7 protein-coding genes are annotated in these 13232 nt (G+C 68.9%); 2 read left to right on the forward strand and 5 right to left on the reverse strand.

The annotated features are described in order from the left end of the window. The first annotated feature begins 103 nt into the window (after nucleotides 1-103). Nucleotides 104-310, forward strand: a complete 207-nt coding sequence (locus AC02VZ_RS20920) for a DUF397 domain-containing protein (RefSeq protein ID WP_476476095.1) — start codon at nucleotides 104-106, stop codon at nucleotides 308-310. Between the two features lie 69 nt (nucleotides 311-379). Here the strand turns inward: AC02VZ_RS20920 and AC02VZ_RS20925 are convergent, their stop codons facing one another. The 5 genes from AC02VZ_RS20925 to AC02VZ_RS20945 all read right to left on the reverse strand — a co-directional run bounded on the left by AC02VZ_RS20925 (nucleotide 380) and on the right by AC02VZ_RS20945 (nucleotide 11400). Further along, the gene (locus AC02VZ_RS20925) at nucleotides 380-5455 is read right to left on the reverse strand and encodes a class I SAM-dependent DNA methyltransferase (protein ID WP_476476096.1); all 5076 of its coding nucleotides are present in this window, start codon (nucleotides 5453-5455) and stop codon (nucleotides 380-382) included. A gap of 25 nt (nucleotides 5456-5480) precedes the next feature. Then, nucleotides 5481-8369 carry an SNF2-related protein gene (locus tag AC02VZ_RS20930; RefSeq protein WP_476476097.1) on the reverse strand — a complete coding sequence of 963 codons (2889 nt, stop codon included), beginning with the start codon at nucleotides 8367-8369 and terminating at the stop codon, nucleotides 5481-5483. A 136-nt stretch (nucleotides 8370-8505) separates the two neighbouring features. Beyond that, complete coding sequence (locus AC02VZ_RS20935) at nucleotides 8506-9774, reverse strand: serine/threonine-protein kinase (protein ID WP_476476098.1); 1269 nt, start codon at nucleotides 9772-9774, stop codon at nucleotides 8506-8508. A 691-nt stretch (nucleotides 9775-10465) separates the two neighbouring features. Next, nucleotides 10466-11089, reverse strand: a complete 624-nt coding sequence (locus tag AC02VZ_RS20940; protein WP_476476099.1) for a zinc-binding dehydrogenase — start codon at nucleotides 11087-11089, stop codon at nucleotides 10466-10468. Beyond that, nucleotides 10984-11400: an alcohol dehydrogenase catalytic domain-containing protein gene (locus tag AC02VZ_RS20945; RefSeq protein ID WP_476476100.1), complete on the reverse strand. Its 417-nt coding sequence runs from the start codon at nucleotides 11398-11400 to the stop codon at nucleotides 10984-10986. Before AC02VZ_RS20945 ends, AC02VZ_RS20940 begins: the two co-directional genes overlap by 106 nt. Before the next feature lie 419 nt (nucleotides 11401-11819). On the opposite strand from AC02VZ_RS20945, the gene AC02VZ_RS20950 reads away from it, so the two are divergent. Continuing rightward, a complete protein-coding gene (locus tag AC02VZ_RS20950; protein ID WP_476476101.1) occupies nucleotides 11820-13097 on the forward strand; it encodes a PQQ-binding-like beta-propeller repeat protein in 1278 nt (425 codons plus the stop codon). The last annotated feature ends 135 nt before the right edge of the window (nucleotides 13098-13232 follow it).

Genomic DNA, 13232 nt, shown 5'->3' on the forward strand with positions numbered 1-13232 from the left:
AAAGCCACTACAACGGCAGAAATATGACAGCCACACCCGATGCCCCTGGGTGTCCCGATCCTACGAATGACCGTGAGCAACCCACGAAGAAAGGTATGGACCTATGAACACGGAAGACGCGAGCCGTCAGCCCCGCTCGGACCTGTGCTGGTTCACGAGTAGCTATAGCAGTGGTGCGGGCGGCGAGTGCGTTGAGGTTGCGCTGGACGCGGCTGCTGTCCATGTGCGCGACTCGAAGTGCCGGGCACACGACGGACCTGTATTGCAGGTTGGCTCGGCGGCTTGGACGGCCCTGCTCAGGACGATGTGAGCCTGCATGGTTCCCCGCGACGGTCGGCGCTTCTCTCAGATGCGCCGACCGTTGTCCGAGGGGCGGCACTCAGACCGCACTCTTCGCGGGAGGAGTCCAGCGGCCGGCGGCGATCTCCGCGTCCAGGCGACCTTGAAAGTGCGCGTGCGCGGCGCGCATCTCGGACTCGCGGTCCGCCTTGTAAAAGGGAGCGGTGTAGCCGGCCGGAGGTGGGGTTGTCTCAGGGTTCTCCAGGTGGGCCAGGAGGTCGATGTAGTCCTGCTTGGTCTGGCCGTGACCGTAGGTGTTGTGATGGCCCGCGATCTTGCGGCCGTTGGCGTCGAAGTAGGTCTGCGCCTCGTAGTCGTACAGAACTGGGTAGCGAGACTTGTAGATTGCCACGAGTTCGTCAGCAGTAATGCCGAGGCAGACGGAGACGAGTGCGTCGAGTTCGACGAGCGCGGCACGGCGTTCGTACTCGGTTCGAAGGGGGATATTGTACTGCCAGGTGGCGGTGAGCCCGGCGGCGAGCGGCTTCATGTGGGGCCAGTCGGGATTTGCCCAGTCCTCGTAGCCGGCCCAGCGCGGATCGTAGAGCTCCTCCCACAAGGGGGAGTAGTGCTCGGTGAGGGCGTTCAGGCGCAGCGTACGGAGAAGAATGGCCGGGGCGAGGGGATGGGACGGGTCGGCGGCGGGCATCTTGCGAGCCTCGGCCACTTGCAGATCAGAACGGCCTGTGACACGCAGCAGGTAGTCCAAAGGTAGGGAAGCCCAGAAGCCTGCCGTGAGGGTGGTCAGCCGGTTATTCGGCAGAGCCATCGATTGTACGGCGTGAATGTGCGCAGGACCCGGCGGGATCAGAGCGGCAAAAAGGCTGCGCTCGTTGGTCAGCGGGATCATCTTGCGCCAGGCGACTCGGAAGTACTGCGTGTAGCGTCGAGTCCCGGACAATTCCCAGATATCTTGCGCAGTGGTGAAGTCAGCCTCGGAGCAGGCGCGGACGTAGTTTGTGCGAGGAACGACGCCGGCCGAGATGGTGAGCAAGTCAAAGGCGGACCAGTCTCCCTTGCTGCGACAGTTTTCGTTGGGTTGCTTGAAAAGGGGTGTCGCGGGGGCCAGGTGAGGCCCTTGTAGGATCAGGTCATCCAAGGCGTCGGGGTCCTGCGTCGACCATCGGATGTGTCCCTCTTCTTTTCCGTTCTTCTCGTGGTATCCGGATGTGATTCTGGGGTTCTGGTCACCCAAGCGTAGGTTTACGTTGGCGAGCGCTGAGATGGCTTTCTGTTCACTACTTGTGACTGGGTACAACAGAGCCGCGGATTCATGGCCATCTAGGTCTTCGCCGGCGAGCCGATGCCACTGCTGCAACCTGACTGCGTCGACTTGGGTGAGGCGCGAAAGGTGAGGGCGAAGATCCCACGTTTGATTGTGCTTCATTCCGGGTGTCGGGCCGGTGCCATCATGGATTAGCGAGGCAGGCAGGGTTTCAGGTGAAAAGAGCCAACTGATGTGCGTGAAATTGACCGATTGGGATTGGCCGTAAATGTGTACGCCGAACTCGAACCGATGGGCGATTTCGAAAAGTGTGAGAGCGTTTGCGAAATGAGCGTGCAGTCGTAGATGTCTATACGTGGCGGCGCGCAGGTTGAGCTCCCTGGTGCCACTGAAATGCGTGTCCGGGTGGATCAGGCCAGCGATTCCAAGTTCTGCTGTTGAGTTCCAGACGCGGCACATGAAGGCGCGATATAGATCTGGCTGGGTCCCGACCAGCAGCGGGTAAGTCGCAGTACTCGCGAGTGATGAAACGAGTCCAGCGTTGCCTGCCAGCTCGCTGAGGAAGTACGGTCGCGCTGGGGAACCTTCCCGCAACAGCTCTGCCTTTCGCGACCGCCACTCGGTTACTCCCGGCCTCTCGGTCAGTATGAACCACGGTTCATACTCGGCAAGAACCCCGTCCTCCAGCCATCGAGGTCGAACCCAAGGTGGATTCCCCACCTGCAAATCGAATCCACCCCGCGCCGCGAAGATAGCCGCGTACTCAAGCTCCCAGTGGAAAAATCCGTGTTGCTCAGCCACGTCCCTCGCAACCCCCGCCCACGGATACCGAGACTCCAGCGACGTGAAACGCTCCATGCCCATCCACTCGGGCAAGTCGTCCTCGTACCGCTCCAGTTCATCCAGCGTGTCGAAGTGGGCCACCAACGAATCCGCAGCTACATCCTGCGTCCCCAACAACGACTCGGCGAAGTCCAGCCAGTCGTCCAGTGAGGCCAGCGAAATCACAGCCCGCCGCTCACCGCGAATCTGCTCCTTGCGACTACCACCCCGCGCAGCCTTCGCCTTGACCTCGACGACCTGAACGTCACCGAACAGGTCCTCCGACTCATACGTCTCCCGCGCAGGCGCCCCCGCCTGACTCGGAACCGCATCCGAAGCCGAAGCCGGCGCCGCCGACACCGTCCACCCCGCCGACTGCGAAGTAACCTCCGCCGCCCGCGCGTACACCTCCGCCGACCCGTCCAGCAGCGCCGCACTCTGCACGGGCCAGAACCACAGCGCACACCACGCGTCCATCAGCGTCTTCAGCCGCCAGTACGGCGTGTCGACGGCCTCCAGGTCCGCCTTGACCTTCTCCCTCGGCACCGCGACCTCGGGCGACCGCAGCCACCCGTCCTCCGCCCCCCACACATCCACCCGCCGCGAAATCTCCCGCTCGGAGATCTCCAGCCGCCGCACGACCAGCCCCCACAGGTACTCAGCCCGCCGGGCCAACCCCTGCAACCGCTTTGTCTGCGTGGCGTTCGGCGACTTGGTGATCGCCTTCCGCCAAGCACCCAGCGCCTTCGCCTCCTCCGGGGCCAGCGCCTTCGCTTCCTTCTCGGCGGCGACCGCGCCCCACTCCTTCGCCGGAAGCAGGAAGTGATGCACAGCCCCTTCAGGCAGCGCGGCCCCCGCCACCGCCTCCGACAACGGGAAACGCTCCGGAGTCGTCCCCAGCCAGCCGCCCTTCTTCAGGCGCTCAGCGGAGTAGATCTCCCGACGCCCGCCGATCAGCGAGTTGCCCCGCCGCAGATGCAGCCCGAACCACGGCGCCTCCATCCCCGGATGCATCGTGTTGAGCCACAACGACACCTCCGCCAGCTCCACCGCCGTGTTGTTGAGGTCGACGCCGTAGGCGTTGTGCAGCGCGATGTACGCCTTGGCCTTCTGAAGCTCGACCGCGTACTTCTCCGTGTCGATGGCGACGCCCAACTCGTCCTGCCGCCGCCGCAGATACTCCGCCGCGACCTGGTTGATCGCCTCGTTCAAGAACGCACCGGAACCGAGCGCCGGCTCGCAGATCTTCCAGTCAAGGAGCTCACGCGCCTCGGTGACCGTGTCGTCCTGGTCCAACCGGTGCTGCAACGCCAACTGCACGGTGACCCGCGTCAGGGACTCCGGCGTGTAGTACGACGCCGACGTCTGCCGGTCACGCCCCGACAGCCGGTACACGAACGCACCCGGCGCATACCGGACCCGCCGCTCCTCGCCCGTGACCTCGTCCTTGTGCCGGACGAACACCTCGTCCGGGTACTCGTCGGCCTTCGTCGCCGGAACGAGCCACGAACCGTCCTTCGGGTCCCCGTTCTTCGCGACCTCGTACAGCTCCTCGCCCGCCACGAAGCCCGAGTAGGACATCAGCCCCTCGTACACGGCCCCCAACTGGTTGATTCCGAGCTGCGCATACGAGATGAACCCACCGCGCTCCCGCTTCTTGCCCCGCGTGAGCATCAGCAGCCGCAGCACCCGGTACAGCGTCTCGTTGCGCAGCCGGGTGTCGATGAACCGCTCCCCTCCCTCGACCTCGCTGTCGACACGCGGGTCGGGAACCGCACGCGCGCCGATCAGCCGGATCGCCTCCGGCTCGAACAGCTTGGAGTGCAGCGGCTCGAACCGCAGCCCCACGTCCTCCGAGGCCTTCTCGTCCACCACTCCATGCGTACGGCGCGGCCGGTAGCCCTCCTGCACCTTGCTGAAGAGCAGATCCAGCGACTCGTACAGGTAGAACCCCTTGCGGGACTTCTCGTCGACGAGATCCCGCTCGGCGATCAGCTCGCCCAGCCGGCCAAGGCCGTACCCCATCTGGTACTCGGGGTAGTCCGACGGCAGGATACCCAGCTCCGGGCGGGCCTCCGCGTACAGCAGGAACAGGATCCGGTACAGATAGCGCAGCGATTCCCGCGTCAACTGGCGGCCCAGCTCGGGGAGTTCCTTGACCTCCTCCGGACGGACACCGCCCTCCCGGATCCGGTCCAGCACCTCGTTGGCGATCAGCTCGACGCTCAGCCGCAGCCCGTCGCGCAGCTCACTCGACACGCCCACCGCATGCTTCGTCGACTTGTCGACCAGCGTGGCGAGCGGGTTCTCCCCACCCTCCTCCGGCGTACGCAGCGAGTCCGCGCCGAACAGCGCGGCCACCGTGTCGAGTTCGCCGCCCGCCTTCGTGTCGTTGCGCTCCAGCGCCGTGTCCAGCGACACCGCGAGGTACCGGCCCTCACCCCACACCGCCCGGTCCGCGAGCACGACGACACCGCCGACCAGCAGCAGCACATAGCGCGGCGCGTCCTCGCACGCGAACAGGAACGACGCGAGCTTGGACCCCGTGGCGACCGTGTGCTGGCCGTCCAGACGCAGCTCCTCCAGCAGCCGCCCGGCCCCGTCCGGGTCCAGCGCGTCATCCGGTTCGGCCGACCAGCCGCAGTCCAGGGCGACGAGATCCTTCTCCGTGTGCGCGACCGTCACCTCGTACGACTGGTCCGCCCGCACCACGGTCAGCGTGCCCGGCTTGGCGTCGAAGCCGAGCGCGCGCAGCACCTCCCCGTTCAGCGTGCGCACCCGCTCGCGCCACTCGGGTGCGTCGTACGTGACGGCATCGTCGCCGGTCGCCGCGTGCTCCTCGTCCATCGTGAAGTAGGAGCGCGCCGCGAAGTACGTGCGGCGCAGCGCCCGCAGGCCCGCGCGGGGGGTGACCGGCAGCGCACCCTCGGGCCGCTCGGCGTCGGCGGCGTCCTCCTCGCGTTGCTTCCACTGGGCGAGCAGGCCGGACTTGAGGTCCTTGGGCAGGACCTCGGCGAGGTAGTGCGCGGAGAAGTAGTCGCCGCGGTTGACCAGGGAGTCGAACGTCATCGTGAGCAACCTCTGGGTGTGTCGGTCAGGCGGCGGTGTGGGCCGGGGCGAGGACGGCGAGGACGCGGAGCATCGGGCGGCCGGTGGTGAGCAGGGAGTCCGCGAGTGAGGCGAGCCGGTCGCGCGTGGCGGTCGGTGCGGAGGAACCCCTGCCCGCGGTCAGCCTCGGCTGCTCCCACGTGCCCAGGCGGGCCTTGTACTCCTCGATGGGCGCCCGCAGCGGCTCGTCCCACGCCTCACGGTGCTGCTCCAGGAACGCCTCGGCCCGGTCCAGAACGGTGGGGATCGCCTGGGCCAGGGCGTCCGTGTCGTGGGCGAGGCCCGGGTTCGCCATCGTCGGGCCGACCTGGGCGCGACGCAGCACGGCCACCATGTCGTCGTCGACCTCTCCGTCCGTGGTGACGGCCATCCACTTCACGACGGTCGGACGGCCGAGCGCGTTGGAGTAGATGCCCTGCACGAGGTACGTGGGCCGCTGCACCTCGGCGGTCAGCACCGGCGCCTCCTGTCGGTCCAGGCGGACCAGGACCTTGTCCGTCAGCCACTCCATGACCGGGTGGAGGTCGGTCAGCAGGGAGATGTCGGGCCAGCTCGACGTCGCCGAGGCGCGGGCGCGGGCCAGGCTGCTGTCGGCGAGGCGCCGGTTGAAGGTGACCTTCAGCCGGTCGCGCAGGCCCTGCTCACGGACGTAGTCCGGGGGGAGCGCTTTGAGGCGGTGAATCAAGTCGGAGGGCGGGACGAAGGACAGCAGACCGGTGTCCGGGTCGGCGGACAGGTCCAGCCGGTCGTGGGCGTCCGGGTAGACCTCGCGCAGCGCCTCGTCGAGGAACTCGCGGGCGGAGCCGAACAGCCGGGGCACTTTCGCCCGGGGCACCGCTCCGGTGCCGTCCGTGTCGGCTGACGCACCCGAGTCCTCCTCCGGGGCGTCGTTCACGGCGCCGAAGAAGTCGGCGAGGAAGTCGTCCACGCCCTCGTCCGAACCGGCACCGGAGGTACGGTCCGCGTCGAGGGACTCGTCCACGTCTCGCCCCCGCAGCAGATCCTGGATGAGGGACTTCTCCTCGGCCTCCGCCCGGTACAGGCCGGACACCGCTTCCGCCGTGCCCAGCGACCGGTGTGCCTCCGCCTCCCGCTCAAGGAGGCGTTCGGAGACGAGCGTGTCGTCCTTGGCGCCGTCCACCGAACTGGTCAGGATCAGCGCCCGGAACTGCGGCTGGTGGGACTGCCCGTAGCGGTCGATGCGGCCGTTGCGCTGCTCGATGCGGATCAGGGACCAGGGGACGTCGTAGTGGACGAGCTGGTGGCACTGGCGGTGCAGGTTGACGCCCTCGGAGGCGACGTCGCCCGTGAACAGGATGCGTACCGGCGTGTCCGCGAGGCCGAAGTCCTCCACGCACTGCATCTGTTGCTCGTCGGAAAGGCCGCCGTGCATGACCCGCGCCGCCTTCTCTGCGGCCTTCCCCTTGAAGCCGAGCGCCGCCGGTACCGTCCGCGCCAGCCACTCCAGCGTCTGCACCCGCTCGGAGAACACCACGACCCGGGTGTCCGACTTCGGCCCGACCCCGATCTCACGGAGCTGCTCGACCAGCGCGCCGAACTTGCCGGAGTCCGCCTCCGTCATGCCCGACGCCAGCTCCAGCAGCCGCTCAAGGGCCGCCCGTTCGGCCGCGGTCGCCTGCGGTGCGTTCTTCTTGTCCAGCGTCCTGATCCGCGTGGAGACCGTGGCCTTCAGCGCCGCGTGGGAGGAGAGGAACGACTTCAGCAGCGTGTACGGGAACAGGGGCACGTCGCTGACCGACTTCGACCCGTCGGACGGCAGCCAGACCGCTGCCAGCTCCTCGAAGATCTTCTCCTCGGCCGGCGTGGCCGTCACCCGGATCGAACGCGACGGGCCCCGGTCCGCCCATTGCCCCTTCATCTGCTCCCGCACCTCGGGGCTGACCTTCGTACGGCGGATGAACAGGTGCTTGATGTCGTCGGCGCGGTAGTGCTCCGGGTCGCGGATCGCGGCCGGGTCGAGCAGCGAGATCAGCTCGGCGAAGGAGCGGGCGTCGCCGTTGTGCGGGGTCGCGGACGCCAGCAGCAGCGCGTCGGTGTGCGGGGCGAGGGTGCGGGCCAACTGGTTGCGCAGGGAACCCTTGTTGATGAGGTTGTGCGATTCGTCGATGACGACCGCGTCCCAGTTGATGCGCTCCAGGTGATGCTTGTACTGGTCGGTGTTCTTCAGGGTGTCGATGGAGACGATGACGCGCTTGAAGTAGGTGAACGGGTTGCGGCCCGCCGGGATCTCCCGCTGGATCCGCTCGATGCCCACGGAGTCCAGGCGCACCAGAGGGATCGCGAACCGGGTCCACAGCTCGTGCTGGAACTGCTCCAGGACGTGCTGCGGGGTGACGACCAGGAGGCGCTCGCCCCGGCCCCGGCGGATCAGCTCGGCCAGCGTGAGGCCGATCTCCAGGGTCTTGCCGAGACCGACGACGTCCGCGATGAGCAGGCGCGGGCGCAGATTGCGGCCCGACAGGGCGAGCTGTGCCGGACGCTGCTGGTAGGGGAGGGCGTCCAGGAGGAAGGAGTCCGCGAGCGCCAGGCCGCGCTCGGCCTGCGGCAGCGGCGTCTTGCGCAGCACCGCCTCCAGGAACAGCCGCGAGCGTCGGAAGTTCGGCGAGTCGTCCCGGACCAGACGGGTCAGCTTCGGGTCGAGCAGTTCGATGCGGTCCAGGCCGGTGAAGAACACCGCCTCCTGGTCGCGCACGAAGTCCGAGGCGCCGACCGCCTCGACCCGGGCCCCGTCGTGCTCGGTCCGGGTCGCGTTGCGCACCAGCCACACCTCGTCCCGCACGAGGATCTGGGCGCCCGGCGGGAACTGGGCGTCCTCGCCGCTGGTCGCGGGAGCGGTGCTCACGTCGGCGGTCACGCGGGTGCCTCCTGGGCGTTCGGGTCGAGGGGACGGACGGTGGTGGGACGGGCTGCCGGCAGGCGCACGGCCTGACCGCGGGACAGGGGGTGGGGGAGCGGACGCGGGGGCCGGTCCCGGCCGACCCGCCGGGGTCTCAGAACGGGGCCTTCGCCGCGTACGCGGTACGCAGCCGTTGCGCCGTCCTGCGGGCCTGGACGGAATGCCGCAGCGTGTGCGTCGGCTCCGGGGCCCGTGGGCGATCCGTGGGCGGGCGATGCCCCGGCCCCGGCCGGTCATGCCGGGCACCGGCGGGGCCATCCCCCGGCTCGGCGGGCGTGACACCGGGGGCGTCCGCGTGCGCCGGGGCGGAAGAGGCCGCGGCGGAGGACCCGGGGGCGGTCTCGGCCAGAGACGGAGAGACCGTCGGCACGTCGGCCGGTGTCTCCAACTGGGCCGGGCTGATCTCCATGACCGCCGTGTCGTTCGCGGGGGCGGGCCAGGCGACCGTGGGGACGCTGTCGGCGGGCGCCGGCCTGTGCTGCCGCCGCTCCACCGTGTGGGCGGTGAGCCTGCGACGCGCCTGGGCGATCTTCATGCCCTGCGCCTCGATCACCGAGCGGCACTGCTGCACCACCTCCGTCAGCGACGGCCGGTCCTCGGCGCCGTGCGCGAGCATGCCGGTGAGGAGGGGGGCCAGATCGTCCGGTACGCCGGACAGGTCCGGTGCCGTGCCGGGGTCGGTGACCAGGTGGAACACCATGTACGGGGTGGCCGCCTGATGGGGGTAGTGACCCGCCACCGCGAACAGCATCAGGGCCCCCAGCGCGTACACGTCCACCGCCGCCGTCAGCGGCTTCACACCGGCGGCCTGCTCCGGGGCCATGCAGATCGGGGTGCCGACGACCTGGTGCGGGGCGGTGAGGGACAAGGACGACTCGGTGAACGCCGCCAGGCCGAAGTCGATGATCTTCGGGCCGTTCGGCCCCAGCAGGACGTTGGCCGGCTTGAGGTCGCGGTGCAGCAGCCCTTGGGTGTGCACCCCGGACAACGCCTCGGCGAGGATCGCGCCGAGCGCCGCCGTGAGGACCGATGGCAGCGGGCCGTGTGTCTTCACGTGCCGCGCGAGGTCCGGGCCGTCCACGTACTCCGTGGCCAGCCACGGCTGCTCCGCCTCCGAATCGGCCCCCAGGAAGGCCGCGATGCGCGGACCCCAGATGGTCTTGAGCACCTCGATCTCCTGCGCGAACCGCTGTCGGGACTGGGAGTCCACCACCGAGGGTTTGATCACCTTGACCGCGGCGGGCTCACCGCCGAGCGACTCGCCCAGGAAGACCTGGCCCATGCCGCCCTGGCCGATCCGGCCGAGGAGTTCGAAATCGCCCAGCGAGAGCGGATCCTCGGGGTTCAGAGGCGTGATCTGCACGTGTGTCCTCGACATTCGGTCCTGGCGCGCGCCCGATCAGCGGCGACGCATGCCTGGGGACACGGTAGTGGATGTCGGAGGGCTCAGGGACGGGAGTTGCAGAACGGAGATGTCAACCATCACGGGTGAGGAAGTTGTGGAGAGTTCGGGCCGGTGATGGCCTGCCGGTCATGGCGCGGGGTGCTGTTCCCCGACGGAGGCGGGCGACTGCCCCGGTCAGCCCGGCGGCGGCAGCCGCTCGCCGCCTCCACCGCCCGCGGGGGCTGCCTGCCGTGCCTCCGGCAGGAGCGAGCGGCCACGCGACACTTTCGGGAGCGTCCCCGTGGGTAGCCGCCCTCGGCGGGAGCGACGGCACCCGGAAGAAGAACGGGTCCGCGCCGTAACTCGGAGCCGTACGGCCCGTGGACGCGGCCGCGGTCGGTCACCTCCGCGCCCAGCAGCCCGGCGAGGAACTGGACGTCCACGTGCTTCGGGTACGGACGGGACCCTGGAGGCGGGGAGACCGGGCAGCGGGTCGGCGTCCGCCTCACCCCGCCGTGCGGTGCCACGGGCCCCGGCTTGAGGACGGTCCGTACGAACCGGCCGCAGTCCCCACGGGTGCCGTCATGCCGGACGGTTCCGGCCCGGCGGCACCCGTGATGCGCGTGGAGCACAGGAGCACCGTCGGTGACGCACGGTGCTCCTTGGTGCCTCAGAGGATCGCCACCGCACGTCCCGGGACCTCGCCCTTGGCCAGCTTGTCGACGTACTCCGGGATCTGCTCGAACGTGATGGGCACGATCTTCGACTCGATGTTGCCGCCGGCCATGAGGCGGAGCACCTCCTCGGCCTCGGACTTCTCGCCGTTCGAGGCGCCGACGAGGGTGACCTCCTTGAGGATGAGTTGCTGCATGGACAGGGTGGACTCCTCGCGGGCCAGCCCGATCTGCACGATCCGGCCGCCGTGCTTGACGGCGTCGAGGGCGGAGGCGGTGGTGGTGCCGAAGCCGGCGAAGTCGACGATCACGTCGAGGCCCCGGTCCTCGAAGTCGCGGATGTCCTGGGACACGCCCGCCACCCCGAGATCCTTGGCCGTCTCCCAGACCTTTTCGTTGATCTCGGCGACGTAGACGTGGGCGCCCAGTTCCTTGGCGATCTGCGCGCCGAGGGAGCCGAGTCCGCCGAACCCGATGATGCCGACGTTCTGCCCGGCCTCGACCCGTCCGAACGTCACGAGGGCGCGGTAGGCCGTGCGCGCGGCGTCCATCGCCGGGGCCGCCTGGGAGAAGTCGACCTCGTCGGGTACGCGCACGACGAGGTCGGCCTTGACGACCACCTTGTCGGCGAACCCGCCGTCGACCGCGGTCCGGGGCCCTCGGTGACCGCCGGTACCCCCACCCGGTCGCCCACGGCGAACCCGCTCACGTCCGCACCGACGGCGCTGACGACGCCGGCGGTCTCGTGGCCCAGGATGATCGGCCTGTAACCCAGGATGGGAGTCAGGGTGCCGTCGACGAAGCTCACGTCGCTGTGGCACAGACCGGACGCCTTGACGTCGATGACGATCTCGTCGGCGCCGGGCTTCGGGTCCTCGCACTCGACCAACGTGAACGGTTCGTTGACCTCGTTGAACTGCCATGCCCTCATGCCGACTCCTTCCTGCGACGATCACCCGTGTCCGGGTGCTTATAGTTCAACCGTAAACGATTTTTGTTGAAAGTCGAACATGTCGCCGGGTGGGTGGAAGCCGGGGCAGGTGGACGGGCGGCGGATGTGGAAGACGGTGTCCGCTCGCGATCCGTTCCGTACGAGCCAACCAGCCCCCGTTGTCTCAGTTGCTTCACGGTGCTGTCCCGGTTGGGATCTTGAGGCGCGGACGTCGCGGGAGCCCGGTTAACGTTCCTGCTCGCAGGGGCCTGCGGCCGTCGGTCCGGCACGGAGGCGCGGCGGGGCCGGTGCCTTCCCGCTCACTCCGCGGAGGTCGCACACGTCCCTGCTCCGACGACTCGAACAACTCAAACGACGCAAGCGATTCAACGACTCAACGACTCAACGGGGGTACGCGCATGACCATGCGAGACAGCACGCCGAACGGCAGATCGCCCGGCAGCGGCAGGTCCCCGTCCCGCCGGCGTCTGCTGCGGCTGGCCGGCGGAGGTCTCGTGCTGGCCGCCCTGGGCGCGGGTGCGGTCGGCTGCGACGACGACGCCGTGGACGTCGAGGAGCCGGGACGTGCCGCCGGTGACCGGCCGAAGGGCGGCGGCAAGGCCTCCGGCGACGGCGGCGACGGATCCGCCACCGACGGCCGGGCGCCGAAGCCCCTGTGGACGAAGTCGACCTCTGCCGAGACCTTCGGGGACAACGACGAACTCCTGGTCGCGGGCGGCGTCGTCCTCGCCTCCGGCAGCCCACTGGCGGCCCTCGACATCGCCACCGGCAGCCAGAAGTGGTCCCTGCCGGGCGGCACCGTCCCCGGGGCACCACTGTTGCTCGGCAAGGACACCCTGTACCTGGCCGCCAACACCTACGACGGCACCGTCACCGGATACGACCCGGCCACCGGCAAGGAGACCTGGCGCAGCCGCCTGGGGGAGGGTTACCGGCAGCCCCGGCCGATCGCGGTGGACGACGGGCAGGTGTACGTCGTCGCCGAGGTCCTCGAGGACGACGGCTCCTCGAAGACCAACGTCATCGCCGCCCTGGACAGCACCACCGGCAAGGTCGCCTGGAAGGAGCAGCGCGACCTGGGCACGATGCAGAACGGCATCCACGCCGCCGTCCGCGGACGCCACCTCGTCTACACCGACTTCAAGAAGAACCTCACGGTGCGCGACACCGCCACCGGCAGCCAGGTGTGGACGCAGAAGACGACGAAGACGAACTACGGCTTCTTCGCCGTCCACGAGGAGTTGGTGATCGTCCCGCAGGGCCGCACCCTCCAGGCGTTCACCCTCTCCGACGGCAAGGAGAAGTGGTCCCTGGAGACGTCGGAGGCGGCTCTCTTCAAGGAGCCGTCCGTCGTGGAGGACGTGCTCTACATCGCCGACAGCGCCAGGACGGTGCGCGCCCTCGACCCGCGGACCGGCAAGCAGCTCTGGACGTCCACGGCCCTCGCGTCGGCGGGGCTGCAGGTGCCGCGCCAGTACGTCAGGGCGGGCGACACCCTCTACGGCGCCACCGACCTGGACAAGCAGGGCGGCATCATCGCCATGGACGCGAAGACCGGCGACGTGCGCTGGACGTTCAACGACGGGACCGGCGACCACCACGCCTGGCTGGTGGCCACCGACGGCAAGCGCGTCTTCGCCCTGCACGGCACGGAGCTGCACGCGCTGCCGGTGTGAGGGTTCGGCCGGACCGGAGGTGAGGTCCGCGCGCCGGGACGCCGGGAGTTGCAGGGGCGGGGAGGAAGCATGACCACTCGCGTGGACGGCCCCGGATCGCTCCGCCCTGAGCAGACCAGGGTGTTCGCCCAGGCT

The sequence above is a fragment of the Streptomyces sp. 3-6 genome (assembly GCF_056323165.1).